The organism is Phenylobacterium sp., assembly GCF_030679875.1.
Classification (GTDB): Bacteria; Pseudomonadota; Alphaproteobacteria; order Caulobacterales; family Caulobacteraceae; genus Phenylobacterium.
Map to the genome: position 1 here is coordinate 46,253 of NZ_JAUXSP010000008.1, position 26,194 is coordinate 72,446.

Sequence of the window (26,194 nt, forward strand, 5' to 3'; positions counted from 1 at the left end):
AGGTCGGCGGCCTCGGCTCACCGAACCTGTTGCGGGAATTCCAGCTTGGAGGTGTCGTAGCCGAGCTGGCGGATGCGGGCGATGGCCTGGCTGCGGACCGCGGCGCTGAGCTGAGGCGCCTTGGAGAGCAGCCACACATAGTTGCCCCCAGGCGTGCCCATGATCAGCCAGCCGTCGTCTGCGCCATGGTCAAGGATCCAGTATTCCTGGTTCATCACGCCGCCAAAGAAGCTGAGCTTGAACTTGGCGTTCTTCACCGGGTCGACCGGCGTGGCGCTGGCCTTCCATTCCTTCTTTGGTCCATCGGGCGCCCCGCGGCGACAGGTCTGGATCACAGAATAGCCGGCCCCGGCCCGGGTCCAGTCGGCGGTGGCGGCCTCGCAGGCCTTCTGCATGGCGTTGGGGGTCCGGGCCACCTCGTACCAGCGGCCGGTCATCTTGGTCAGTTCCACCCGGTTAGCCGGCTCAGGCGCTGCGGCGCTGGCCGCGGCCGGAATGGCCGCCAGCAGGGCGGTGGCGACGGCGACAGTCGAGATGAGGCGGCGAGGATGGGGAGTCAGCATGCCCGACAGGGTAGAAAAACAATGCGCCGCAAACAAGGACGCCCGCCGGCATAACCGGCGGGCGTCAAAGCTGTGCTGAAAAGGCGGCCTATTCGGCGGCGATGGTGATGGGCTTCATCGCCCGCTCTTTGAAGTTGATGGCCTGCAGATAGATGATGCCCTCTTCGGCGATGTCGTCGCCGACCATACGGTCGCCCTCGGCCTTGAGCTCATCCATGTCCACATACATGCCGTAGAAGGCCCGGGTGCGGTCGGTGATGATGCCGGCGTTCAGCAGGGTCTTGATCAACACCCGGAAGATGTTGGTCGATTCCTTCATGTCCTCGCGGCGGGCCTCGTCGGTGGCCAGCAGCTGGATTTCCTCCAGGACCCGATCAGGATCGAGGCCGAACTCCTCATAGAGGTCGCGCTGCTCGCTGGGCGAGACCAGGTTGAACAGCAGGACCTGGAAGCAATGGGCGGCCCAATCCTCGACAATCTGATGCTCTTCGGGCGACAGCTTGGGGATGGTCCGGTCGGCCCAGATCTTCCCGAACTTGTGGTGGAAGGCCTCGTCGGTCATGACCAGCTGCATCAGCTTGCGACCGAGCGGATCGTTGAGCTTCTGATAGAAGGTGGCGAAGGCGCCCATGGCGAGGCCTTCGACCAGCATCTGCATGCCGATGATCTTCTTATAGACCTCCGGGCTGCCGATGATGTCCACCAGCAGGTCCTGCAGCACCTTGGTGCATTCCACCGGCCGGCCCCAACGGGCCTTGATGTACTTGGCGAAGGCCGTGACGTGGCGGGCCTCCTCGCGGGTCTGGTTGGCGGCGTATTCCTGAGCGCCCTGATCCTTCAGCACATGGCAGAGGCTGGCCGACAGATTCAGCGCGCCCTGCTCGCCGTGCAGGATCGAGGAGAAGGACCGCAGCAGCGACTTGTTGACGAACTGAGCCCGCAGGCTCGGGTCCTTCAGGTGGTTGCGAACATAGTCGGTCTGCAGGGCGACATTCAGCTCCTCGGGCACCAGGGGCTGGTTCTCCATGTCCCAAGGCTCGTCGAAGTCGATGTATTTCTTGTCCAGCGGGTCCCAGAAGTGGTCGTGGGTCGCCGAGATGATCTTGTCGAAGGCGGTGGAGCGGGCGTTGTAGCGATCAAGTTCAAGCATCGACTCGAAGTCGTCGGGCGACACCGCGTCGTAGATCATGTCCTTGGTGATATTGCCGTCGGCGGCCATGGGATCCTCCTGGGGTTCTGGGAAGCTTGGGCGTCCTTGCTCCGATCAACACTCGGCGGACGTCTCTCTGGCTATGGGCTCAGCCTGACTCTTCAGACCGGTGTTCGTCAAAGGAATACGTGACGCCGGCGTCAATTTTGCAGCGACAGGCCACGAAAACGCCCGCCGGGGGTCCGACGGGCGCATCGTGTCGCGAGTTCGGACCCGGGCCTATTCGGCGGCGATGGTCACAGGCGCAGCGCGGCGATCCTTGAAGTTGATCTCCTGGAGGTACTTGATGCCCTCCTCGGCGATGTCGTCGCCGACCATGCGGTCGCCCTCGGCCTTCAGCTCCTCGATGTCGACATAGATGGCGTAGAAGGCCCGGGTGCGGTCGGTGATGATGCCGGCGTTCAGAAGGGTCTTCACCAGCACCCGGAAGATGTTGGTCTGCTCTTTCATATTCTCCCGGCGGGTCTCGTCGGTGACCATTTCGGCCATCTCGGCGATCACCTTGTCGGGGTCGAGGCCGAACTCCTCATAGAGGTCGCGCTGCTGGCTCGGCGACACCAGGTTGAACAGCAGGGTCTGGAAGCAGTGGGCCGCCCAATCCTCGATGATGGCGTGCTCTTCGGCCGTCAGGTGCGGGATGGTCCGGTCGGCCCAGATCTTCCCGAACTTGTGGTGGAAGGCCTCGTCGGTCATCACCAACTGGAGCAACTTCTTGCCGGTCGGATCGTTGATATTGTTGAAGAAGGTGGCGAAGGCGCCCATGGCGAGGCCTTCGACCAGCATCTGCATGCCGATGATCTTCTTATAGACCTCCGGGCTGCCGATGATGTCGACCAGCAGGGCCTTGAGCGTCGGGCCGCATTCCACCGGCCGGCCCCAGCGGGCCTTGATGTACTTGGCGAAGCCGGTGACGTGGCGGGCCTCTTCTCGGGTCTGGTTGGCGGCGTATTCCTGCGCCCCCTGGTCCTTCAGCACGTGGCAGAGGCTGGCTGACAGGTTCAGCGCGCCCTGTTCGCCGTGCAGGATCGAGGAGAAGGACCGCAAGGCCGACTGATTGACGAAGCGGACCCGGGTCTTCCAGTCGGTCAGATGATTGGAGACGTAGTCGGTGGACATGGAGATGATCATGTCCTCAGGCAGGATCATCTCGTTTTCCATGTCGAAGGGCTCGTCGAAGTCGATGTACTTCTTGTCGAGCGGATCCCAGAAATGGTCGTGGGTGGCCGAGATGATCTTGTCGAAGGCGGTGGAGCGGGCGTTGTAGCGGTCCAGCTCCAGCATGGACTCGAAGTCGTCGGGGGACACCGCGTCGTAGATGATGTCCTTGGTGATGTTGCCGTCAGCGGCCATGAACTCGTCCTCCAGGAGATGGGGGCAGGCTCTATGGCCCCGGCTCCGCACCTCGCGGGCAGCCCCTTCGATCTGGGATCAAGTCACGCACATGAACGGCGTTCAGTCAAGAAGATGACGGGGGCGTCACCTTCGTATGGCTGACGGACCGCGTCAGTCGGCGGCGGCCTCGATGGCGTCGATCTGATCGTCCGACAGGCCGAAATGGTGACCGATCTCATGGACCAGGACGTGGCTGACCAGTTCTTCAAGGGTCACGTCGCCGCGGGCCGCCCATTCGTCCAGGATCGGCCGGCGATAGAGGAACACCATGGACGGATGCGTCTCCGGATCCAGCACCGAGCGGTGGGCCAGATCGACGCCGTGATAGAGGCCGGTGAGGTCAAAGGGATCTTCGATCTCCAGGGCGTCGAGGGTCTCCTGGTCAGGGAAGTCATCCACCCTGAACATGACGTGGCCGGTCATCTGACGGAAAGGCGCCGGCAGACGGGCGAAGGCCGCCTCGGCCAAAGCGGCCATGTCGTCCAGGCTGGGCGCCAGGCCCGAGATCGATGCGGTCATTCGTCGGCGATCACAGTGTGCGGGGCCTCGGGCGGGCGGACCTCGAACAGTCCGATATCCAGGGGTTGTTGCGGCCGCAGGGCGCGCAGGGGCTGGCGGGTCAGGGCGTTCAGGGTGTCGCGGTCGGCCTCGGCCCCGGCGCGGCGGACCCGGCGGGCCTGGGGACCGTCCAGAGAAACCTCCGTCGTCGCCCCGACCCTCCAGAACGAGACCTGCAGCCGCCACACCGTCGCCACAGGCTCGTCGAGCGGCGCGGGCCAGCGGCGGCCATCCTTCAGCACAGGACTCGCCAGCGCCGGCACGGGGCGGCGACCTCCAACCTGGGCGGCCAGCTCGGCCAGGCGGCAGTAGCGATCCTCGGGCGCCAGGCTCAGCACGCGGCCTGGCCGATCATCCTCGACCTTGCCGGCAAAGGCGTCCAACGCCGCCGCGCGGCTGGCGAAGTCCGGGCCCACGGCGCGGGTCAGGAAGGCCACCGGCTGGCCAGCCGCCAGCAGGCGGGCCTCCCGCTCCCGGGCGGCTCGTCCAAGGGGGGCGGCCAGGGCGGCCTCGGCGTCGGCGGCGACCGGATAGAGAATGGCGCTCATCGGGTCATTGTCGCTCAATCCCGCGTCCCTGGGAACGGACCGCGCGTGCGACGGCTCGCTTTGGGTCCTATGTTGGCTGGTGGGTGATTCGCATCGACCCGACAGGGCTCGATGGAGTGGTGATGAACGCGGACGAACTGATCCTGGCGGCGGCCGCAGGCGCGGTCTGTCTGGCCATCTGCGCCACGCTCTGGGCGCTGGCCCAGCAGCGGCAGGGACGCCTGCGTCTGGTCGCCTTGCAGAACCGGGTCGCCGAACTGGAGATGCGCGCCGAGGTGGCCCAGTCCTCGGCTGAGGCCTTCGACTCGGCCCTGCTGGCCGTGGAGGACGGCAAGGCTCTCCTGGCGTCCGGGGAAGAGAGCCTGGTGGTGTGCGCTGCGGCCTTGGGGCTGGCCGAGGCCGACGCCCAGGGGCTGGTCAACGCCCTGATGCGCGCCGATCCGGATCATGCCCGCCGTCTTCGCAGCCTGTTCGAGCGGGGCGAGGCCTGCGCCTTCGAGGTGCGCGGCCCCTCCGGTGTGGTGTCCGTCGAAGGCCGCGCCGCGGGCGCCCTGGCCTGGCTGCGGCTGTCGGCGGTGATCGGCGAGGACGCCGGCCTGCCCACCGCCCCGCGCTTCGCCGCCCTGCTGGACGCCCGGCCGGGACCGGCCTGGATCGCATCGGCCGACGGGGCGCCGGTCTGGGTCAACGCCGCCTGGCTGGCCGCAGTCGACGCGACCAGCCTGGATGATGCTGCGGCCAAAGGTCTCACCCTGGACAAGGCCGCCGACGAGATCGCCAGTGAGGCGGCCAACCTCGCCCAGGGGCGGGAAACCACTCGCTGGTTGACCCTGGGCGGCCGCCGGCGGGCGTATCACATCACCGCCCGCCCCCTGGACGGTGGCGGCGTCGGGGTCTGGGCCGAGGACGTCACAGAGACCGAGGAGATGCGCGAGGCGCTGAAGCGCCACGTGGCCGCCCACGACGAAACCCTGAACCATATCGCCGATGCGGTGGCCATCTTCGGACCCAACAAGAAGATGATCTTCCACAACACCGCCTTTGCGGAACTGTGGGGCCTGGAGCCGGCCTGGCTCGGGGAGCGTCCCGGCCACGGGGAGCTGCTCGACCGCCTGCGCCAGCGCCGCCGCCTGCCCGAGACCGCCGACTATGTGAAGTGGCGCGCCGCCGAACTGGATCGCTACGAGGCCTTGGGCTCAAGCCCCGATGATCTCTGGAGCCTGCCCGACGGCCGCACCCTGCGGGTGGTGCGCCAGCCCCACCCCATGGGCGGGGTATTGCTGCTGTTCTCGGACATCACCGACGAGCTCAAGCTCAAGGCCCAGTACAACGCCCTGATCCAGGTCCAGCAGGCGACCCTGGACAAGCTGAACGACGCCGTCGCCGTGTTCGGCTCCGACGGGCGACTGCGGCTGCACAACGAAGCCTTCGAGCGCTTCTGGAACGTCACCCCCACCCAACTGGACCTCGCTGGCGACTTCGAGGGCGTGGTCGAGCTCTGTGTGCCGCGGCTGCACGACCTGGGCTTCTGGCGGGAGCTCAAGGGCCGGGTGGCCGATCCCGATCCGAGCGCCCGGGCGCCGATCTCCGGGGAGGTAAAGACCTCGGACTCCCGCATCGTGGCCTATCAGTCGCGGCCCCTGCCCGACGGCGCGACCCTGATCGCCTTCACAGACGTCACCGACGCCCGCAAGCTGGAAAGCGCCCTGGCCGACCGGTCCGCCGCCCTGGCCGACGCCGAGCGGCTGAAGCGCGATTTCGTCGGCAATGTCTCCTACGAACTGCGGACCCCGCTCACCACCATCATCGGCTATTCCGAGCTGCTGGAGCGGTCAGGCGAGAACCTGTCCGAGCGGGGCCGGGGCCACGCCGCCGCCGTGCGCATGGCGGCCACCCAGCTGGCGCGGTCCATCGACGATGTGCTGGACATGGCCCAGATCGACGCCGACGAGATGGCCCTGGATCTGGAAGATGTGCGGGTCGCCGACCTGATCGCGGGCGCCGCCGGCCGCTGGGCCCGGGCCGCCGAGGAGGGCAAGATCGTCCTCAAGGTCGATCACGCCGAGGAGATCGGGGTGATCCGGGCCGACGCCCATCGCCTGGGCCAGATCATGGATCATCTGATCGAGAACGCGATACGCCAGACGCCCCCCCAGGGGACCATCTCCGTCTCCGCCCGTCGAGCGCTCGGCGAGGTGAAGCTGCAGGTCAGCGACACCGGGCGGGGAATCCCGTTCCACGTCCAGGCGCACATCTTCGACCGCTTCGTGGGCCGTGAGCGCGGGGGGCCGGGTCTCGGCCTGGCCCTGGTCAAGGCGCTGACCGAATTGCATGGGGGTTGGGTGGCCCTGGAGAGCGAGCCGGGCAATGGCGCGACCTTTACCTGCCACCTGCCGGAGCTGGCCCAGGCCGAAGCCGCCACCCACCGGGAACTGGAATTCTAGGAAGGTCCGAGGGGCGCGAGCGACCAGGAAGCCGCCCGCGCCTTCAGCACCTTAGTGCTGGCTTTCCGGCAGCCGGACCACCAGGCCGTCCAGGGCGTCGGAGACCTTGATCTGGCAGGACAGGCGGCTGTTTGGCTCGACGTTTTCGGCGAAGTCGAGCATCGACTCCTCCATGGCCGAGGAGTCGCCGGTCTTATCTTTCCAGGCTTCGTCCACATAGACATGGCAGGTGGCGCAGGCGCAGGCGCCGCCGCAATCGGCGTCGATGCCCGGGACGTTGTTCTTCACCGCGCCTTCCATCACCGTGAGCCCCGTCTTCACGTCCACGACGTGCTCGGTCCCGTCGTGCTCGATATAGGTGATCTTGGCCATGACTCCCTTTCGCGCCGCGTTCAGGCGACGACCTCTTTCATTGAAACGCTGAGATCGGAAAGCTTCGCCTTCGAGACCGACTTGCGGTTCCCGATCAGCTGCTTGCCCATCATGAATTCCGGGGGCGAGTTGATCGCCTCCACGGACTGGATCTGGTCTCCCTTGAGATGGAAGACCGCGAACTTGCCGCTGGCTGGATCGCCCCGCAGCAGAACCTCGTCAGTGTCAAAGGCGTAGCCGGCGATCTGGAGCTTCAGATCGTACTGATCCGACCACTGCCAGGGCACCTCGCCGGCGGGCGCCGGACGGCCGGTGATGGCGCTGGCGGCCTGCTTGGCCTGCTCCAGGGCGTTGGGCACGCTTTCCATGCGGAACATGCGGTCATAGATCGGCATCGGCCGATGAGCCACATCGCCGATCGCGAAGATGGAGGGGTCGGAGGTCCGCGCCTCCAGGTCCACGACCACGCCGCGGGCGGTGTCGAGGCCGCAGTCGGCGGCCAGTTCGTCGTTGGGGGTGGCGCCCACCCCGATCACGGCGGCGTCGCAAGGCACGGTCCGGCCATCGGCCAGGAGGACACCCGTGACGTGGCCGTTCTCACCGACGAAGCCGGTGACGCTGGCGCCCATCTCGAAGATGACCCCGTGGGTTTCGTGGACGCCGCGGAAGAAGTCCGACAGGGCCTCGCAGGCGACCCGGGCCAGCAGGCGCTGTTCCCGCTCGATCACCACCACCTCGGCGCCCAGGGCGCGGCCTGAAGCGGCGACCTCCAGGCCGATATAGCCCCCGCCGACGACCGCCAGGCGCTTGCCTGGCCCCACGGCGGCCTTGAGGGCCTCGGCGTCGGCGGCGGTGCGCAGTTCGAGCAGCCCGGCAAGGTCAGCCCCCGGGACCGGCAGCTTGATGGCCCGGGCGCCCGTGGCCAGGATCAGGATGTCGTAGGCAAGCGTCGAGCCGTCTGACAGCTCGACCAGCTTGTCGGCCCGCTTCAGCTTCAACGCGGTGAGGCCGGGGCGGAAGTCGATCTGGTGCTCGGCATAGAATTCCAGGGGCTTCAGCGCCAGGGAGTCGGCGTCGGCCTCACCCTTCAGCCAGGCCTTGGACAGGGGCGGGCGCTGATAAGGCGCCAAGGGCTCGTCGCCGATCAGGCTGATCGGTCCGGTATGCCCATACTGGCGCAACATCGCGGCGGCTGTGCCGCCCGCATGTCCCGCCCCCAGGATCACCACGTGTGCGCCTAATTCACTCATGCCGCTCCCCGATGCAGAAAAATGACGCCGGCGTCAACTTGGGAAAAGCAGAGTGACGACTTTAGATGACCCGGTCGACCAGCATCTTCTTCACCTCAGCGATCGCCTTGGCCGGATTCAGGCCCTTGGGGCAGACCTGGGCGCAATTCATGATCGTGTGGCAGCGATAGAGCTTGAACGGGTCTTCGAGATCGTCAAGCCGCTCGCCCGTGGCCTCGTCGCGGCTGTCGATCAGCCAGCGATAGGCGTGCAGCAGGGCGGCCGGGCCCAGATACTTGTCGCCGTTCCACCAGTAGCTCGGGCATGAGGTCGAGCAGCAGGCGCAGAGAATGCACTCATAGAGGCCGTCCAGCTTCTCCCGGTCAGCCGGGGTCTGCAGCCACTCGCCCTGGGGTTCCGGGGTCTTGGTGTGCAGCCAGGGCTCGATGGAGGCGTACTGGGCGTAGAACAGGGTCATGTCCGGCACCAGATCCTTGATCACCGGCATGTGCGGCAGCGGACTGATGGTGCAGGTCTGGCCGGGGACTTCTTCCCAACCATGGGTGCAGGCCAGCGTGTTGCGGCCGCCGATGTTCATGGCGCAGGAGCCGCACACACCCTCGCGGCACGACCGCCGGAAGGCCAGCGTCGGGTCAACGGTGTTCTTGATGTGGATGAGGGCGTCCAGGACCATGGGTCCGCAGGCCTCGACATCAACGTCATAGGTGTCCCAGCGGGGATTTTCGGCCCCCTCGGGATCATAGCGATAGACCTTGAAGGTCTTGACCTTCTTGGCTCCGGCCGGGGCCGGATGATGGCGGCCCTTCTGGACGCGGGAATTCTTTGGCAGGGCGAGTTCGACCATCGGAGGCGTTCCTTAGGCGAAGACTCCGGACCCCGCGCGGGCGGCGCGTTCGGTCCGAAGCCGGGAATGAGCGATATGAGGGGCCACAGACCCGCCCTAGTAGACCCGCGCCTTCGGCGGGATGTAGGCGATGTCGTTGCTAAGCGTGAACGAGTGCACCGGACGGTCGTCCAGCTTCACCTTGCCCGTGGCGTCATCGAACCAGGTCAGCGTGTGCTTCATCCAGTTCTCGTCGTCGCGGTCGGGATAGTCCTCCCGGGCGTGCGCCCCGCGGCTTTCGGTGCGGTTCAGCGCTCCGTTCACGGTGACGGCGGCCTGGCCGATCAGATTGTCGAATTCCAGGGTCTCGACGAGGTCGGTGTTCCAGATCATACCGCGATCGGTGACCTGGATGTCGCCGCGCTGACCGTGGATCTTGTCCAGGCGCGCCACGCCTGAGGCCAGGCTCTCCCCGGTGCGGAACACCGCGGCGTCCTCCTGCATGGCCTTCTGCATATCCAGGCGCAGATGGGAGGTCGGCGTGGCGCCCTTGGCGTTGCGCAGCCGGTCGAAACGGGCCAGGTGGGCCTCGGTCTGGGCGGGCTTGAGGTCAGGCTGCTTGGCGCCCGGCGTCAGGATGTCGGCGGCGCGCAGGGCGGCCGAACGGCCGAACACCACCAGATCGATCAGCGAGTTGGAGCCCAGGCGGTTGGCGCCGTGCACCGAGACGCAGGCCGCCTCGCCCACGGCCATCAGGCCGGGGATGACGCTGTCGGGGTTGTCGCCGTCGCGGGTGACGACCTCGGAATAGAAGTTCGTCGGGATGCCGCCCATATTGTAGTGAACCGTCGGCAAGACCGGGATCGGCGCCTTGGTCACGTCCACGCCGGAGAACACCCGGGCGCTTTCGGAAATGCCCGGCAGGCGCTGATGCAGCACCTTGGGGTCCAGGTGGTCCAGGTGCAGGAAGATGTGGTCCTTGCCAGGCCCCACGCCCCGGCCTTCGCGGATCTCGATGGTCATGGCCCGGCTGACCATATCCCGCGGCGCCAGATCCTTCACGGACGGCGCATAGCGCTCCATGAAGCGCTCACCCTCGGAATTGGTCAGATAGCCGCCCTCGCCCCGGGCGCCTTCGGTGATCAGGCAGCCGGCGCCATAGATGCCGGTGGGGTGGAACTGCACGAACTCCATGTCCTGCAGGGGCAGGCCCGCCCGCAGGACCATGGCGTTGCCGTCGCCGGTGCAGGTGTGGGCGCTGGTGCAGGAGAAGTAGGCCCGGCCATAGCCGCCGGTGGCCAGGATGACCATCTGGGCCTGGAACCGGTGCATCGTGCCGTCGTCCAGCTTCCAGGCGGTGACGCCCCGGCAGACGCCATCTTCCATGATCAGGTCGAGGGCGAAATACTCGATGAAGAACTCGGTGTTGTTGGCCAGGGACTGACCATACATGGTGTGCAGCATGGCGTGGCCGGTGCGGTCGGCCGCCGCACAGGTGCGCTGGATCGGGGCCTCGCCATAGTTGCTGGTCATGCCCCCAAAGGCGCGCTGATAGATCTTGCCGTCCTCGGTGCGCGAGAAGGGCACGCCCCAGTGCTCGAGCTCATAGACGGCGGCCGGCGCGTTGCGGCAGAGGTATTCGATGGCGTCCTGGTCGCCCAGCCAGTCCGACCCCTTGACGGTGTCGTACATGTGCCAGCGCCAGTCATCCTGGCTCATATTGCCGAGGCTGGCGGAGATACCGCCCTGGGCGGCCACGGTGTGCGAGCGGGTCGGAAAGACCTTGGAGACACAGGCGGTCTTCAGACCGGCCTGGGCGCAGCCGAGCGCCGCGCGGAGGCCCGAGCCCCCGGCGCCCACCACGACGACGTCGAACTTGTGGTCGATGAATTCGTATGAGGCCATGCTCAGTAAGCTCCGCCCGAGAGGGCGACCTTCAAGATTGAGAAGAGGGCGAGTGCGCCAAACAGCGCACAGACGAAGAGGTTGAGCAGCAGGAGGCCGGCCTTGGTGATCCGGCGGTGGATGTAGTCCTCGACCACGACCCGCATGCCCGAATGCATGTGCATCAGGCTGACGACGGCGAGCAGGGCCAGCAACACCGCATTGACCGGAGAGGCCAGCCAGGCGACGGCCATCTCGTAGTCGCTGCGCGCCAGGCGCAGAACGGCGAAGACGCCCCAGAGCACCAAGGGGATCAGCGCGACGGAGGAGACGCGTTCGAAAATCCAGTGGCTGACCCCATGGCCAGCGGCGCCCAGGCCCTGGGCCCGGGAACGGGGAGTGCGGAAATCGGTCATGCTCAGAGCGCTCCCGTCATGGCGGCGATGATCCAGACGACGAGGGTGGCCACCAGGGCGAAGGCCAGGGTCGCCACAGCGCCGGCGTTGGCGGCCGGCACCTTCAGCGCCACACCCGTGTCCCAGATCAGATGCTGCACGCCCTTGGCGAGGTGGAAGAAGACCGCAAAGCTGAGGACGAACATCACCAGCTTGCCGAGCGGCGAGCCCAGCAGGCCCATATAGGCGTCGTAAGACTCCGGCCCGAAGGCGAGCGCGATGGTCCAGCCGGCCAGGATCAGGGTTCCCCCATAGAGGGCCACGCCGGTGATCCGGTGCATGATCGAGGTGATGGCGGTGAGATGCCAGCGCCACACCTGAACGTGCGGCGAGGTGGGCCTGGCCCGGATGGTCTTCGAGACGTCCGACATCGGTTCTACAGCCGCTCCCTGTTGCCCTGCGAATGCCTGGCCGCTTTTACGCCGCCAACTGGGGGTGTCAACGAAGGCAGGGCGCACAGGCCGCAACCCCCGCCCTTCGCAGATCGGCGAACATCAGGGGTTTCCACCTCCCGGGCAATGCGTCTTTGCTGTAGGCTTCCTTCGCGGGAGACGAAGGATGCGGTTCGATCTGGTGGACTTGCGGCTGTTCTGCGACGTGGTCGAGGCGGGCTCGATCACCCGCGGGGCCGAGCGCGCGGCCTTGGCCCTGGCGGCGGCTTCCACCCGGATCCGGGCCATGGAGCAGTCCCTGGGGGCCGCCCTCCTGACCCGGTCCCGCCAGGGGGTGACGCCGACGCCGGCCGGCCTGCTGCTGCTGAAGCACGCCCGCACCCTGCTCGAACAGAGCGCCCGAATGCAGGACGAGCTGGGTGTCATGGCCGAGAGCGGAGCGGCGGAGGTCCGGGTCCTGGCCAACACCAACGCCCTGACCGAATTCCTGCCTGAAGCCCTGTCCTCCTTCCTGGCAGACCACCCCCAGGTCAGCGTCGATCTCGAAGAGCGCCTGTCGGACGAGATCGTCGGACTGGTGGCTGAGGGCGCGGCCGATGTGGGAATCGTGGCCGGCACCGTCGATGTGGGCGCCCTGGAGACCTTCGCCTTCCGCACAGACCGCTTCGTGGTGGTCACGGCGCTTGACCATCCTCTGGCGCAGAATGTCAGCGCGGCCTTCGCCCAGGTCCTCGACTACGACCTGGTGGGCCTCGACCGGGCCAGCTCCCTGCAACGCTTCCTCGCCGCCCGGGCTGGCCGTGAAGGACGACGCCTGCGCCTGCGGGTTCAGCTCCGCAGCTTTGATGCGGTCTGCCGGCTGGTGGAGTGCGGGGTGGGCGTCGGGGTGGTGCCGGAGACCACCGCGGCCCGGGCCGTCTGCACCATGAATCTGGCCATTGTCGCGCTGACCGATGACTGGGCGGTTCGGGAGCTGAAGATCTGCGTCCGCAGCCTGAATGAGCTGCGCCCCATAGCCCGTCAGCTGGTGGAGAGCCTGCGGGCCTCCCCCTAGGGCGCGTCGGTCAGCCAGTCGGCCGAACGCATCTCCTGCAGGCGCGAGGCGGTGCGCTCGAACTCGAAGGCGCCGTCGCCATCAGGATAGAGGGCGGCCGGCTCGGCGGCGGCCAGGACGATCAGCCGGGCTCGGGCCTCATAGAGGGCGTCGATCAGGGTCACGAAACGCCGCGCCTCCTCCCGCCGCGCCGGGGTGAGCTGTGGGACCTGATCGAGAAAGACCGTGTGGAACTGCTCGGCGAGCGCCAGATAATCATTGGGGCCAAGGGCCACCCCGCAAAGGCTGGCGAAACTGGCCCGCAAAAGCCCCCCGGTGGCGTGGGGCAGGTGGATCTTGCGACCCAGGACCTCCAGGGTCTCACCGGCCTCTTCGGCCCCGTCCAGCATGTCCTGCCACAGGCGATCGAACACCCGCTCGTGGTCCCGGTCGATGGGCGAGAACCAGACGCCGGCCGCCCGCAGCCGGTCCAGGCGGTAGTCGTGCTCGCCGGCCACGGAGACCACCTCGGTCTGGGTCTTCAAGAGGTCGATGAAGGGCAGAAAGAGCTGCCGGTTGATGCCGTTGCGATAGAGGGCGTCGGGCGCGCGGTTGGAGGTGGCCACCAGGGTCACGCCCCGGTCGAACAGGGCGGTGAACAGCCGGCCCAGGATCATGGCGTCGGCGATGTCGGTGACCTGAAACTCGTCGAAGCAGAGAAGTCGCGCCTGGCTGGCCACCACGTCGGCCGCCGGCGGGATCGGGTCATCGCCCCGGTGCTGGCCGAACTTCGCCTTGCGGGCCGCCGCGTCGCCCTTGCGCCAGGCGTCGATGAGCCGATGGACCTCGCCCATGAAGACATGGAAGTGAACCCGGCGCTTCTTCGCCACCGGCGCGGCCTCGTAGAACAGGTCCATCAGCATGGACTTGCCCCGCCCCACCGGCCCCCACAGATAGACGCCCCTCTGGCTTTCCGGCTTTCGGAACCGCCCCAGCAGGCCGACGGGCTCGCTTTCGACGAGGGCGGCCTCCAGCCGCGCCAGGGCCGGCAGGGCGGCGGCCTGGGACGGATCAGGACGAATTTCCCCGCGCTCCAGGCGGTCGCGGTAAGCGGTTTCGAGGGCGGTGGTCATGACCCCGCCCCTAGCCCGGCAAGGCCACGATCACAATCAGCCAATCGCCCTCGCCGCCCCTGGCGAAGCTCAGCTGGCCGCCGGCTCCGAGTCCGCCTGCGGCGTAGGCGCCAGGGCGCCGTCCTCTTCGCCGGCGGGAACCAGGGGGGTCTCGCTTCGCGCCGGCAGGCCCAGATCTTCGCGAAGGAAGCGATAGGTTTCCCGCCGCTCACAGGCGCAGGCCTTCATCTGGCCTTCCTGGTCCCACCAGACCAGCAGCGGATAGGCGAAGTCGACGCCATTGTCCTTGAGCAGGGGGATCAGCTCATCGACCATGGTCCGGCCCGCCTCCACCACCGCGGTGCGGGCTGTGTCGCCATCGGCTGGCGGAATGCCCGGGGCGGTCCAGGCGGAGACCGGGACGCTGACCCAACGCTCGAACAGGCTCCAGTCGCGGTTCAGCCACAGCTCGGCGACGGTGGCCCGCTCGGCCGGGGTGGAGCGCTCCAGCCCGTTGACCTCCCGCCGGGCGACCTCGATCACCCGGGTGTCGACGCCCGCGGCGTGCAGATCGGGGAACTGCTCGGCCTTGAAGCGCAGGCAATCAGGGCAGCTGCGGAATGAGACCATATAGACGGCGCGCCCCTGAACCCCTGGCGACACCCAACCGGAGCCCTCCAGAAGGCGGGCGATCTCAGCCTGGTGCTTGGTCATGGTGGTCGGCCTCCAGCGCAGTTCGTGGTTCCAATAGGCAAAGGCGCCGACACCGGCCACCACCACGACGAGGGCCAGAATCGCCCAGAGACGAATATTCTTCATGTGCGATCGCTCCAAATTCCTGCGGCCGCCGGGGCCGGATCGGGGAGGCCTGAGGACCTAGCCCATGGTCGGGATGATAAAGGCCTGGTCGCTGCCCTCGCCCTCGGGCCAGCGGGCGGTGACTGTCTTGACCTTGGTGTAGAAGCGAACGCCTTCCATCCCGTGCTGGTTGGCGTCGCCAAAGGCGCTGCGCTTCCAGCCGCCGAAGCTGTGATAGGCGACCGGCACCGGAATTGGCACATTGATCCCCACCATGCCCACATTCACCCGGGCGGCGAACTCCCGGGCCGCGCGGCCATTCCGCGTGAAGATGGCGACGCCGTTGCCGTAGGGGTGCTGGGACGGCAGGGCCAGGGCCTCGTCAAAGCTGTCGGCCCGGACGATCTGCAGCACCGGGCCGAAAATCTCGTCCTGATAAGACCTCATGCTCGGCTTCACATGGTCAAACAGGGTGGGGCCGATGAAGTACCCCTTCTCATGGCCCTGAAGGGTGAAGCCACGGCCGTCGGCCACCAGCTCGGCGCCCTCATCCACCCCCATCTGGATGTAGTCTGTTATCCGCTGGCGGTGGGCCGCACTGACCACGGGTCCATACTGGGCGGCGGAATCCGAGGAGACGCCGATCTTGAGGGTCTCGATCCGTTCCACCATCAGCTCACGAAAGGCCTCTGCCGTCCTGGCGCCGACCGGCACGGCCACCGGCAAGGCCATGCAGCGCTCGCCCGCCGAGCCGAAGGCGGCGCCCAGGATGTCATCGGCCGCGGCCTCCAGGTCGGCGTCCGGCAACAGGATGCCGTGGTTCTTGGCCCCGCCCATGGCCTGGACCCGTTTTCCGTGGGCCGAGGCGGTGGCGTAGACGTACTGGGCGATGTCGGAGGAGCCCACGAAGCTGACGGCGGCGATGTCGGGATGGGTCAGGATGGCGTCGACGCAGACCTTGTCCCCCTGGACCACGTTCAGCACGCCGGCCACATCGATCCCCACCTCGGCGCCGGCCTCCATGAACAGCTCGGCCAGCCGCACCGGCACGCTGGGGTCTTTTTCGGACGGCTTGAGAATGAAGGTGTTTCCCACCGCCACGGCCACCCCGAACATCCACATCGGGATCATGGCGGGGAAGTTGAACGGGGTGATGCCGGCCGCCACGCCCAGGGGCTGGCGCATGGAATAGACATCGATCCCTGGGCCTGCGCCCTGGGTGTACTCGCCCTTCAGCGCATGGGGGATGCCGCAGGCGAACTCGATCACCTCCAGCCCCCGCTGGATGTCGCCCTTTGAGTCGGCGATCACCTTGCCGTGCTCGGACGACAGCAGGGCGGCCAGCTCGTCCATCCGCGTCTCGACCAGGCGCTTGTAGGCGAACATCACCCGGGCCCGACGCTGGGGGTTGATCGCGGCCCAGGCGGGCTGGGCGGCCAGGGCGGCCTGCACGGCCATGTCCAGCTCGCCGGTTGAGGCCAGGGCGACGCGGCCCTGGACCTCGCCGAGGTTGGGATCGAAGACCTCGCCAAAGCGGCCCGAGGTTCCGGCGGCGGCGCGGCCGGCGATGAAGTGGCTGATCTCACGCATGGGACGAAGCTTAGGCCGCCGCAGCGCCCTCGCCTAGCGCTTGCCCAAATTGCAGGCTCAGGCGCATTCTTCGTCACAATGAGCGTCGCTTCGTCCACGGAAATCCTGCGCACCGCCAGGCGGCGTCACGACCACATCGTGGACGTGCTGATCGCCGAGCGCGCGCCGGCCTTGAGCCGCCACCCCAGCTGGCCGGTCCTGCGGCCGCTCCTCTATGGCCTGCTGGACTACGCCAAGGCCCGCCGAATGGCCGACGCCATCGCCCCCCTGCCCGGTCACGAGGCCCTGGAGCAGGTCTCAGATCTGCTGCGTGTTCAGTTGTCGGTGGCCAACCTGGATCGCCTGCCGCGCCAGGGGCGGGTGGTGGTGATCGCCAATCATCCCACTGGGATCGCCGATGGGGTGGCCGTCTTCGACGCCTTCAAGGCGCGGCGGCCAGACCTCTGCTTCTACGCCAATTCCGACGCCCATCGGGTGGCGGCCGGCTTTTCCGACGTGCTGATCCCGGTGGAGTGGGTCGAAGAGAAACGGACACGCGAGCGCACCCGCCTGACCCTCCAACGCACCCGCGAAGCCATGGAGGCCGAGCGCGCCCTGGTGATCTTCCCCTCCGGACGGCTGGCCCGGCGGCAGGCCGATGGCCTGCTGGCCGATCCCCCCTGGATGAGCAGCGCCGTCTCCATCGCCCGCAAGTATGAGGCGCCAGTCGTGCCGCTGCATGTGACCGGCCCCTGGTCGACCCTGTTCCACCTGTTCAATCGGGTATCGGCCGAGTTGCGGGACATCACCCTCTTCCACGAACTGCTGAACAAGCGCGGCGGCCAGTATGGGCTGACCCTTGGCCCTGCGATCGCGCCCGACGCCCTGGTTGGTGACGTCCAGACGGCGACGGAGGCGCTGAAAGCCTATGTGGAGCGCATTCTTCCCGGCGATCCGGACCGGCCCTTCGCATGAGGCTTCCCATCGACGGCGATCTGCCCCTGGAGGATGAGGCGGCCACCTCGCGCCTGGGCGCGGCCCTCGCCAGCGCGCTGGGCGTCGGCGAGGCCATCTGCCTGACGGGTCCGCTGGGCGCAGGCAAGTCGACCCTGGCCCGGGCGCTCATCCGGGCGCGCACGCGTCCCGATGAGGACGTGCCCAGCCCGACCTTCACCCTGGTGCAGTTCTATGAGGGCGCCGGCCTGGCGCTGGCCCACTTCGACCTCTACCGGCTGACCAGCCCCGACGAGGCCTATGAGATCGGCCTGGACGAAGCCCTGGAGGATGGGGCTGTGATCATCGAATGGCCCCAGCGCCTGGAGGGTCGCCTTCCCCCCCATCGCTTGGATATAGACATCGTTCTGGACGGGGCGGCGCGTCGGGCGCGGCTGACCCCCCATGGCGCCTGGGAAGGACGGACGGTTGAGTTCTGATCGTGAAGGCCTGAAGGCCGACTTCCTGCGCCGCCATGGCCTGGTCGACGCCCAGCGCACACCCCTGGCCGGAGACGCCTCGACGCGCCGCTATGAGCGGCTGTCGCGTCCGGGCCAGGCCAGCCTGATCTTCATGGACCAGCCGCCGGTGGAGACCGCGCCCTGCCCGCCCGAGGCCAGCCCCGATCAACGCCGTCTGGCCGGCTACAACGCCATGGCCCGTCTGGCGGCCGGCCGGGTGGACGCCTTCGTGGCCACCGCCGGCTGGCTGCGCAGCCAGGGTCTGTCAGCGCCAGAAATCATCGCCCACGAGGCCGGCGAGGGCCTGGCCGTGCTGGAGGATCTGGGAGACGATCTTTATGCCCGGCTCATCGAGTCCGGGACCGACGAAGCCCCGCTCTACGAGGCCGCCGTCGAGGTGCTCGCCCGCCTGCACGAGGCGACCCCGCCCCCGGTGCTGGAGGCGCAGGGCGCGGCCTGGCCCTTCCTCACCTATGACGACCTGGCGCTCCGCACCGGCGGCGACATGTTCCTGGAATGGTGGCCCAAGTTCTCGGGCCTCGCGCCCTTCGCGACCGACGCCGAAGCCGAGTGGGAGGCCCTGTGGGCGCCGATCAGGGCCCGGGCGGAGGCGGGCGCCAGCGTCTTCTGCCACCGGGACTATCACGCCGAGAACCTGATCTGGCTGCCCGGCCGCAATGGCGTGGCGAGGGTCGGCCTGCTGGACTTCCAGGACGCCGTTCGGGCCCATCCGGCCTGGGACTTCTCCATGCTGCTGCATGACGCCCGCCGCGATGTCTCGCCGGAACGGGAGGCTGCGGCCCTGGCCCGCTATCTGGAGATTCGCAGCGATGTCGACGAAGCCGCCTTCCGGGCCGATTACCACGCCCTGGGCGCCCTGAACTCGGCCCGCATCCTGTTCATCTTCGCCCGGCAGGTGGCGGGCTTCGGCAAGCCGCGCTACGAGGCCTTCATGCCCCGCACCTGGCGCTATCTCGAACGCTGCCTCGCCGACCCGGACCTTGCGCCGATCAAGGCCTGGTTCGACACCCATGTACCGCCTGAGGCTCGCCGGTGAGCGGCGGCTTTCCCCAGACAGCCTTCCCCAAGACCGCGATGGTGATGGCGGCTGGCCTGGGCACGCGCCTGCGCCCCCTCACCGACCACAGGCCCAAACCCCTGGTCGAGGTGGCAGGCCGCGCCCTGGTCGATCATGTGCTGGACCGGCTGGTGGAGGCCGGCGTCGAGACCGCCGTGGTCAATGTCCATCACTTCGCCGACCAGATGGTCGCCCACCTGGCGCGCCGGGACGACATCCGCATCAAGATCAGCGACGAGCGCGCCACCCTGCTGGATTCCGGCGGCGGCATCGCCCACGCCCGGAACCTGCTGGGGGACGACCCGATCCTGGTGGCCAATATCGATTCCCTCTGGACCGGCGGCGAGGTCCCGCCCCTTCAGACCCTGGGCCAGGCCTGGGACCCACAGATCATGGACGTCCTGCTGCTGCTGGTCCCCCGGGGCCAGGGCCTCGGCTTCGAGGGGCCTCAGGGCTTCTTTCGCGACGAGGCGGGGCGACTGACCCATTCGGCTGAGCCGGAGCCGCCCACGCCCTACGCCAATGTCGGCTTTCAGATCCTCAAGCCGCAGATCGTGGATGGCGTGCGCGAAGACGCCTTCTCCATCGTGCCGATCTGGCAGAGGCTCGCCGCGCAGGGCCGGCTGCATGGGGCCGTGATGGACGCCTTCTGGATGCATGTGGGAGATCCTTCCGCCCGGGAGGCCGCCGAAGCCAAGCTGGCGACGTGAGCCGGCCACAGCTCTTTGCTGGGCCCCGCCCCCGCTGGTTCAACATTCCGGCCCACCGGCCCTTCGTGCACGATCTCGCCCGCGGCCTGCACGACGCCCTGGCGCCCCTGGGCCCCGAAGCCCTGTCCCAGGCCACCGTGCTGACGCCCACCCGCCGGGGGGCTCGGGCCCTGGCAGACGCCTTCCTGGCGGCCGGTGGCGGCCGGGCCCTGCTGCCGCCGCAGATCAGGCCACTCGGCGACCTGGACGCCGGCGAGTCCCCGTTCGAACCGGGAGACCTGGCCGCGCGCCTGCCCGCCGCCATCGCGCCTCTGCGGCGGCGGCTGGAGCTGACCCGGCTGGTCAAGACCCATGAGCATCTGCTGTCGCGCCATCTCGACGCCTCGGCGGCCCTGGAACTGGCCGACGCCCTGGGCGGCTTCCTCGACAGCCTGCAGATCGAGGAGGTCGACGCCTCTGGCGCGCTAGCCGGCCTGGTGGACGTGGAGCTGGCCGAGCACTGGCAGGTATCCCGCGCCTTCCTGGAGACCGCCCTGGCGGCCTGGCCCGAGCGGCTCGAGGCCCTCGGCGTGGTCGACACCAGCCAGCGTCGGGTCGCCCTGCTGCGGGCCCTGGCCGAACAATGGAGCATCCGGCCGCCGGAAGGTGTTCTGGTCGCCGCCGGCTCCACCGGCACGGCCCCGGCCACCGCGGCCCTGCTGGCGGTGATCGCCGAGGCGCCCCAGGGCTGCGTCGTCCTCCCGGGCCTCGACGAGAGCCTGGCCCAGAAGGCCTGGGACAAGGTGGATGAACAGCACCCGCAAGGGGCGCTAAGCCGGTTGCTGGAGCGCGCCGGCCTCACCCGCGACGATGTGACAACCTGGCCAGCCTCAGCCCCCTACCAGAGCCAGGGCCGCTGGCGCCGCCGGGTGATCAACGAGGCCCTTCGCCCCGCCGAAACCACCGCCGACTGGCTGGACGTCATCGGAAACCTGCGGGCTGAAGGGGCCAAGGAGGGCGTAGACCCCATCGCCGAGGGTCTGGCCGGCCTCTCTGTGGTCACAGCGCGCAGTGAGGAAGAGGCCGCGACGGTCGCAGCCCTGTTGCTGCGGGAAACCCTGGAGACCCCCGGCGCCACGGGCGCCCTGGTGGCGCCCGACCAGAATCTGGCCCGTCGCGTAGCCCTGAAGCTCGCCCGTTGGGGGGTGATCCCGGATTCTTCGGTGGGCGCGCCGTTGATGGCCTGCCCGGCAGGCGTGCTCGCGGGACTGGTCGCCAAGCTGGCGGCCGAGCCCCTCAATCCGGTGTTGCTGCTGGGCGTGCTCAAGCACCCCCTGACCCGGATGGGGGAGAGCCGCGAGACCCTCGAGCCGCGACTGATCGAGCTTGAACGTCATGGCCTTCGCGGGCCGCGACCCGCCGACTGGGCGGCCCTGACCCGGCGGCTGGAAAGGAACCTGACCGATGACGCGCGGCGGGTCGGCGCGGCGGGCCTGATCGCGACCCTGCGCGCAGGCCTCACGCCCCTGACCGATATGAGCGAGCCTGCGCCAGCAGCCGAACGGGCCAGGGCGCTGGCCATGGCGCTGGAATCCCTGGCTGCGGACGGCGACGGCGCCTCGGGCCGCCTGTGGGGCGGAGCGGGCGGCGAGGCGCTGTCCCAACTTCTGGCCGGGCTGATGGCCGAAGCCGGCGCCCTGCCGCCAGTGACGCCCAAGGGCTTCGCCGACCTGCTGGTCCGCCTGATGGGGGACGAGACGGTCCGGATCGGCGGCGCCACCCATCCACGGCTGCGCATCCTGGGCGCCATCGAGGCGCGCCTCGTGCGGGCTGACCGGCTGGTGGTGGCGGGCCTGGAAGAAGGCGTCTGGCCCCAGGGGGCGCCGCTCGATCCCTTCCTGTCGCGCCCCATGCGCGAGCGGCTGGGCCTGCCGCCGCCGGAGCGCCGGGTGGGCCTAGCCGCCCACGACTTCGCCCAGGCCGCCTGCGCCCCCAATGTCGTCCTGCTGCATTCCGAACGTCGAGATGGTCAGCCGACGGTGAAGTCCCGTTGGCTCTGGCGGCTGGAGACCCTGGCCCGGGGCGCAGACCTGACCCTGCCTGGCCGACCCGACCTGCTGGACTGGGCCAGAGCCCTGGACGCGGCGCCGGACTATGAGCCGATCGCAAGGCCCGCGCCGCGCCCGCCTGTGGCTGACCGTCCGAACAAGTTCGCCGTCACCCGGATCGAGTCCCTGACCCGGGACCCCTATGCCGTCTGGGCCCGCGACATCCTGCGCCTCTACCGCCTGGAGCGCCCGGACGAGCCGGTGGAGGCCCGGGCCCGGGGCACGGCCATTCACGAGGCCTTCGAGACCTTCGCCAAACGCCACCCCAAGGCCCTGCCGCCGGAGCCGGCCCAGGAATTCGCCGCCCTCTATCTGGAAGCTCTGGTCGCCGCCGGCGCCCCGCCGGAATCGCTGGCCCGCGAACAGGCGCTCGCCCAGGAGGCGGCCGCCTGGGTGGTCGCCCTGGAGGCCGAGCGAAGGGCCGATGGCCGCGACATTCATGTGGAGGCCAAGGGGCAGATCACGCTCCGCGCCGGCCTGCGGGACTTCACCCTGACCGCCAAGGCCGACCGCATCGAGACCGGCCCGGACGGCTATGCCCACATCCTCGACTACAAGACCGGCCAGGCGCCGTCGAAGAAGATGGTCGAGACCGGCTTCTCCCCGCAGCTGACCCTGACGGCGGCCATCGTCGCCCGGGGCGGCTTCGAGGGCGTGCCGGCGCGGCCGCCTGGCGACCTGGTCTATCTGCAGGTCACCGGCCGCAAGCCGGCGGGAAAAGTCGAGTTGCGCGGCGCGGCCGGCGAGGAAAGCCACGACGCCGCCGAGCAGGCCCTGGCCGGCGCCCTGCGCCTGCTGGTCCAGTTCGATGATCCCGAGCGGGCCTATCTGTCGCGCACCGCCCCGCAGTTCGTCCACGACTATGCCGGCGACTACGCCCACCTGGCCCGGGTGTTCGAATGGTCCACCAGCGGCGAAGACGGCGAGGGCGAGGCATGAGCCCAGTCATCGGCATCGACATCGATCCCCAGCGCACGGCGGCCGATCCGGATCTGTCGGCCTTCGTCACCGCCAATGCCGGCTCGGGCAAGACCAAGACCCTGATCGACCGGGTGGCCCGGCTGCTGCTGTCGGGCGCGGCGCCCGCCGCCATCCTGTGCGTGACCTACACCAAGGCCGCCGCCGCCGAGATGCAGCGCCGGCTGTTTGACCTGCTGGGCCAGTGGTCGGTGTGCGACGACGCCGCCCTGCGCCAGGCGCTCGCCAGGTTGGAGGGCCGCACGCCCGCAGACTATGACGGGCCGCGCCTGTCGGCCGCGCGGGCCCTGTTCGCCCAGGCTCTGGAGACGCCCGGCGGCCTGAAGATCCAGACCATCCACGCCTTCTGCGAAAAGCTGCTGCGGCGCTTCCCCCTGGAGGCGGGGATTTCCCCAGGCTTCCGGGTGATGGACGATCCGGCCGCGGCCCTGATCGCCCGGGCCGCCCGCCAGGACGTGGCGCGCCATGCCCTGACCGGCGAAGGCGCTGTGGCCCAGGCCTATGCGCGGCTGTCGGTCAGTCTGGACTTCCGCGCCTTCGAGCAGATGTTCGCCACCTTCGAGGCCCGCCGCGGCGCGCTCGACGCCTTTGTGGCTCGCGAAGGCGGACTGGAAGGCGCGCTGGCCTGGATCTGGGAGACCTGTGGCTTCGACGGCGAGGCCGATCCTGAGGCGGTGGCAGCCGCCGCCATGGCCGAGCTCGACCGGGCGCTCTGGCGCGAGGCCGCCGAGGTCCTGGCCCTGGGCGGCAAGACCGACCAAGCGTGTTCGCAGTCCCTCGCGACGGTGGCCGCCGACAGCCAAGCCGCTCTGTCAGACGCCCTGAAGGCCCTGTTCACCCAGGGGGGCGAGGGCACGCCCGTGACCTTGGTCGCCAAGACCAAGGCTCTGGCCAACGCCGAGCCCCTGCGCCAGGCCCTGCTGGACGAACAGGACCGCCTGGCCATCGCCCGCGATCAGGTGCGCGCCGCCAACATCGCCTGGGACAGCGCCTATGTCCTGGTCCTGGCCCAGGCCTATCTGACCGCCTACGCGGCGGAGAAGGCCGCGGCCGGGGCGCTGGATTTCGGCGACCTGATCGAGAAGACGCGAGCCCTGGTGGCGGAGAGCCCCATGGCCGCCTGGGTGCTCTACAAGCTGGACGGCGGCATCGACCATATCCTGCTGGACGAAGCCCAGGACACCGCGCCGGAGCAGTGGGAGATCCTCAGCGCGCTGACCGCCGAGTTCTTTGCGGGCGAGGGCCGCGAGCGCCAGGCCCTGCGCAGCCTGTTCGTGGTCGGCGACGAGAAACAGTCGATCTATTCCTTCCAGGGCGCGGCGCCTGAGCGCCTGCGCCTGGAGACCGAGACCTATCTGGCCCGCATCCAGGACGCCGGGGCGCGGGCCCAAAGCGTGCCGCTCGCCACCTCCTGGCGCTCCACCGTCGATGTCCTGGCCTATGTGGATGCGGTCTTCGCAGCGCCGGAAACCCAAGGCGGCGTGCCGCCGGCCCGGGGCGAGGAGGCCGTGCGCCACATCCCCATGCGCGCCGATCATCGCGGCTGCGTCGATGTCTGGCCCCTGGAGCGCGAGCCCGAGGGCGAGGCGCGCGAGGCCTGGGACGCGCCCTTGGACGTCGAGGGCGCGACCAGCGCCAACCGCCGGCTGGCGGAAAACATCGCCTGTGAGATCGAGGACCTGGTGGCCCGGGGCGACGGAGTATTCGACAAGGACCTGGATGGCCAGGGCGGGACCCGCGGCGCCTGGCGGCCGGCGCGGTTCGGCGACGTCCTGATCCTGGTGCGGCGGCGTAAGGCCCTGTTCGAGGACATCCTGCGCGCCCTGAAGCGCCGGGGCGTGCCGGTGGCCGGCGCCGACCGGCTGGCCCTGTCGGAACACATCATCTTCGATGATCTGCTGGCCGTCGCCCGCTTCGTGCTCTTCCCGCAGGACGAGCTGAACCTGGCGGCCCTGCTGAAGAGCCCGTTCTGCGGCCTGGACGATGAGGCGCTCTACGCGCTCGCCAAGCCCCGCAAGCCCGGCGAATTGTGGGCCGCCCTGCAGGACAGGGCTCTTGAGCGCGCTGACTGGACCCAGGCCCTGACCTTTCTCACCGCCGCCAGGGACGAGGCCCGGACGCGGCGGCCGTTCGAATTCTATGGCCGACTGCTCTCCTTACGTGACGGCGACGGCGCCTCCATGCGCCAGAGGATCGTGCGCCGGCTGGGGACCGAGGCCGAAGACGCCCTGGACGAGTTCCTGGCCCAGGCCCAGGCCGCCGAACAGCGGGGCGTGTGTGATCTGGAGGGCCTGGCCGACGCGCTCGCCGGCCTCAACATCACCGTCAAGCGCGAGATGGAGGCGGCCCGCAATGAGGTCCGCGTGATGACCGCCCATGGCGCCAAGGGGCTGGAGGCGCCCATCGTCTTCCTGCCCGAGACCACCCTGTCGGGCCTGGGCCGTGGCTCGCCCCTGCTGGAGACCGAAGGTGGCGGCTTCCTCTGGTGCCCGTCCAAGACCCAGGACTGCGCGGCCTCGACCACGGCCCGCGAGCTGCGCGCCCGCAAGGACGAGGAAGAGGCCTATCGCCTGCTCTATGTGGCCCTGACCCGGGCCCGCGACCGGCTGGTGATCTGCGGCCGGGTCGCGGCCAAGACCAAGGAAGAGAACCTGAAAGGCTGGTGGGCCGCCATCCAGGCCGGCTTCGCCCACGCGCTCATCGGCCCCCATATGCGGCCGGCCGCCTGCGGCCAGGTGGAGGCCCGCAGGTTCGGCGAGGACCCGCAGGTCCTGGGCCGCGGCGCCGATGACGCCCCGACCACCGCCGCTCTGCCCGATTGGGCGCGGGCCGACGCCGCCCTCGATCCCCTGGCCCGCTTCGCCTCGCCCTCGGACCTGGGCGAAGCCGAGGAGATCCTGGCGCCCTCGCCCCTGGCCCGGGTGGGCGGGCTGGGCCGGTTCCGCCGGGGCGAGCTGATCCACTGGCTGTTGCAGATCCTGCCTGACCTGGCCCTCGCCGAGCGCGCGGCTGCGGCCGCCGCCATCCTGGCCCGCGAGCCGGACCTGACCGACGACCAGCTGGCGGAGATGGCGGGCGCGGCGCTGTCAGTCCTGACCGATCCCCGTTTCGCCGACGTCTTCTCCGCCGACGGCCGGGCCGAGGTGGCCATCGCCGGGACCGCCGCGGCCCTGCCGCAAGGCCTGCAGATCTCCGGCCGCATCGACCGGCTGGTGGTGCGCCCCGACAGGGTTCTGGTGGCCGACTTCAAGACCAACCGCCCCTCGCCCGCCCGCATCGAGGACGCCGATCCCGCCTATATCCGCCAGATGGCGGTCTATGCCGCCGTCCTGGCCGAGGTCTTCCCCGGCCGGGCCATTGAGGCGGCCCTGGTCTGGACCGACGGCCCGAAGCTGATGGCGGTTCCAGAATTCCTGATGGCCCAGGCCCTGGCTGATCTCCGGTCCAGGAGTTGATCGTCAGGCCTCAGGGTCTTACATCGCTG

General features: G+C 68.9%; 22 protein-coding genes. 8 read left to right on the top strand and 14 right to left on the bottom strand.

All coding sequences use genetic code 11. From position 1 onward, the window contains the following. Positions 1 to 17: 17 nt before the first annotated feature. The 5 genes from Q8K84_RS04995 to Q8K84_RS05015 form a co-directional block, all read right to left on the bottom strand. Entirely contained in the window at positions 18 to 563 is a 546-nt protein-coding gene (locus tag Q8K84_RS04995; protein ID WP_305281429.1) for a lipocalin family protein, read from the bottom strand. Between the two features lie 88 nt (positions 564 to 651). Further along, entirely contained in the window at positions 652 to 1,782 is a 1,131-nt protein-coding gene (locus Q8K84_RS05000; protein WP_305281430.1) for a ferritin-like domain-containing protein, read from the bottom strand. Between the two features lie 210 nt (positions 1,783 to 1,992). Further along, positions 1,993 to 3,123, bottom strand: a complete 1,131-nt coding sequence (locus Q8K84_RS05005) for a ferritin-like domain-containing protein (protein ID WP_305281431.1) — start codon at positions 3,121 to 3,123, stop codon at positions 1,993 to 1,995. 153 nt (positions 3,124 to 3,276) lie between these two features. Then, the gene (locus Q8K84_RS05010; protein WP_305281432.1) at positions 3,277 to 3,684 is read right to left on the bottom strand and encodes a metallopeptidase family protein; all 408 of its coding nucleotides are present in this window, start codon (positions 3,682 to 3,684) and stop codon (positions 3,277 to 3,279) included. Next, a complete protein-coding gene (locus Q8K84_RS05015; RefSeq protein WP_305281434.1) occupies positions 3,681 to 4,289 on the bottom strand; it encodes a hypothetical protein in 609 nt (202 codons plus the stop codon). The genes Q8K84_RS05010 and Q8K84_RS05015 overlap by 4 nt, the downstream gene beginning before the upstream one ends. A gap of 104 nt (positions 4,290 to 4,393) precedes the next feature. Between Q8K84_RS05015 and Q8K84_RS05020 the strand changes: the two genes are divergently transcribed. Then, a complete protein-coding gene (locus tag Q8K84_RS05020; protein WP_305281435.1) occupies positions 4,394 to 6,715 on the top strand; it encodes a PAS domain-containing sensor histidine kinase in 2,322 nt (773 codons plus the stop codon). Positions 6,716 to 6,766: 51 nt separating this feature from the next. Here Q8K84_RS05020 and Q8K84_RS05025 read toward each other — a convergent pair whose 3' ends face one another. The 6 genes from Q8K84_RS05025 to sdhC all read right to left on the bottom strand — a co-directional run bounded on the left by Q8K84_RS05025 (position 6,767) and on the right by sdhC (position 11,870). Then, positions 6,767 to 7,087, bottom strand: coding sequence for a 2Fe-2S iron-sulfur cluster-binding protein (locus Q8K84_RS05025; protein WP_305281436.1), 321 nt, complete (start codon positions 7,085 to 7,087; stop codon positions 6,767 to 6,769). A 20-nt stretch (positions 7,088 to 7,107) separates the two neighbouring features. Then, the gene (locus Q8K84_RS05030) at positions 7,108 to 8,337 is read right to left on the bottom strand and encodes an NAD(P)/FAD-dependent oxidoreductase (protein ID WP_305281437.1); all 1,230 of its coding nucleotides are present in this window, start codon (positions 8,335 to 8,337) and stop codon (positions 7,108 to 7,110) included. A gap of 61 nt (positions 8,338 to 8,398) precedes the next feature. Continuing rightward, complete coding sequence (locus Q8K84_RS05035; RefSeq protein WP_305281438.1) at positions 8,399 to 9,181, bottom strand: succinate dehydrogenase iron-sulfur subunit; 783 nt, start codon at positions 9,179 to 9,181, stop codon at positions 8,399 to 8,401. 96 nt (positions 9,182 to 9,277) lie between these two features. Then, positions 9,278 to 11,065 carry a succinate dehydrogenase flavoprotein subunit gene (sdhA, locus tag Q8K84_RS05040; protein ID WP_305281440.1) on the bottom strand — a complete coding sequence of 596 codons (1,788 nt, stop codon included), beginning with the start codon at positions 11,063 to 11,065 and terminating at the stop codon, positions 9,278 to 9,280. Positions 11,066 to 11,067: 2 nt separating this feature from the next. After that, positions 11,068 to 11,460: a succinate dehydrogenase, hydrophobic membrane anchor protein gene (sdhD, locus tag Q8K84_RS05045; RefSeq protein WP_305281442.1), complete on the bottom strand. Its 393-nt coding sequence runs from the start codon at positions 11,458 to 11,460 to the stop codon at positions 11,068 to 11,070. 2 nt (positions 11,461 to 11,462) lie between these two features. Next, positions 11,463 to 11,870 carry a succinate dehydrogenase, cytochrome b556 subunit gene (gene sdhC, locus Q8K84_RS05050; RefSeq protein ID WP_305281444.1) on the bottom strand — a complete coding sequence of 136 codons (408 nt, stop codon included), beginning with the start codon at positions 11,868 to 11,870 and terminating at the stop codon, positions 11,463 to 11,465. Positions 11,871 to 12,057: 187 nt separating this feature from the next. Between sdhC and Q8K84_RS05055 the strand changes: the two genes are divergently transcribed. Continuing rightward, positions 12,058 to 12,945 carry a LysR substrate-binding domain-containing protein gene (locus Q8K84_RS05055; protein WP_305281446.1) on the top strand — a complete coding sequence of 296 codons (888 nt, stop codon included), beginning with the start codon at positions 12,058 to 12,060 and terminating at the stop codon, positions 12,943 to 12,945. On the opposite strand, the gene zapE is transcribed toward Q8K84_RS05055, so the two are convergent. The 3 genes from zapE to Q8K84_RS05070 form a co-directional block, all read right to left on the bottom strand. Further along, positions 12,942 to 14,057, bottom strand: coding sequence for a cell division protein ZapE (zapE, locus tag Q8K84_RS05060; protein WP_305281448.1), 1,116 nt, complete (start codon positions 14,055 to 14,057; stop codon positions 12,942 to 12,944). The two genes, Q8K84_RS05055 and zapE, sit on opposite strands and share 4 nt — an antisense overlap. Before the next feature lie 69 nt (positions 14,058 to 14,126). Then, on the bottom strand, positions 14,127 to 14,855 hold the full coding sequence (locus tag Q8K84_RS05065; RefSeq protein WP_305281450.1) for a hypothetical protein: 729 nt from the start codon (positions 14,853 to 14,855) through the stop codon (positions 14,127 to 14,129). A gap of 57 nt (positions 14,856 to 14,912) precedes the next feature. Then, positions 14,913 to 16,424 carry a CoA-acylating methylmalonate-semialdehyde dehydrogenase gene (locus Q8K84_RS05070; protein ID WP_305281452.1) on the bottom strand — a complete coding sequence of 504 codons (1,512 nt, stop codon included), beginning with the start codon at positions 16,422 to 16,424 and terminating at the stop codon, positions 14,913 to 14,915. A 78-nt stretch (positions 16,425 to 16,502) separates the two neighbouring features. On the opposite strand from Q8K84_RS05070, the gene Q8K84_RS05075 reads away from it, so the two are divergent. From Q8K84_RS05075 to addA, 6 genes are read left to right on the top strand one after another with little or no spacing between them, the layout of a single operon-like run. Beyond that, positions 16,503 to 17,378, top strand: coding sequence for a GNAT family N-acetyltransferase (locus tag Q8K84_RS05075; protein WP_305281453.1), 876 nt, complete (start codon positions 16,503 to 16,505; stop codon positions 17,376 to 17,378). Continuing rightward, the gene (tsaE, locus tag Q8K84_RS05080; RefSeq protein ID WP_305281456.1) at positions 17,375 to 17,836 is read left to right on the top strand and encodes a tRNA (adenosine(37)-N6)-threonylcarbamoyltransferase complex ATPase subunit type 1 TsaE; all 462 of its coding nucleotides are present in this window, start codon (positions 17,375 to 17,377) and stop codon (positions 17,834 to 17,836) included. The genes Q8K84_RS05075 and tsaE overlap by 4 nt, the downstream gene beginning before the upstream one ends. Next, positions 17,802 to 18,914 carry an N-acetylmuramate/N-acetylglucosamine kinase AmgK gene (gene amgK, locus Q8K84_RS05085; protein WP_305281457.1) on the top strand — a complete coding sequence of 371 codons (1,113 nt, stop codon included), beginning with the start codon at positions 17,802 to 17,804 and terminating at the stop codon, positions 18,912 to 18,914. The genes tsaE and amgK overlap by 35 nt, the downstream gene beginning before the upstream one ends. After that, positions 18,911 to 19,645, top strand: coding sequence for a nucleotidyltransferase family protein (locus Q8K84_RS05090; RefSeq protein WP_370867834.1), 735 nt, complete (start codon positions 18,911 to 18,913; stop codon positions 19,643 to 19,645). The genes amgK and Q8K84_RS05090 overlap by 4 nt, the downstream gene beginning before the upstream one ends. Further along, on the top strand, positions 19,642 to 22,671 hold the full coding sequence (addB, locus tag Q8K84_RS05095; protein WP_305281458.1) for a double-strand break repair protein AddB: 3,030 nt from the start codon (positions 19,642 to 19,644) through the stop codon (positions 22,669 to 22,671). Before Q8K84_RS05090 ends, addB begins: the two co-directional genes overlap by 4 nt. Further along, a complete protein-coding gene (gene addA / locus Q8K84_RS05100) occupies positions 22,668 to 26,165 on the top strand; it encodes a double-strand break repair helicase AddA (RefSeq protein WP_305281459.1) in 3,498 nt (1,165 codons plus the stop codon). The genes addB and addA overlap by 4 nt, the downstream gene beginning before the upstream one ends. Positions 26,166 to 26,194: the final 29 nt, after the last annotated feature.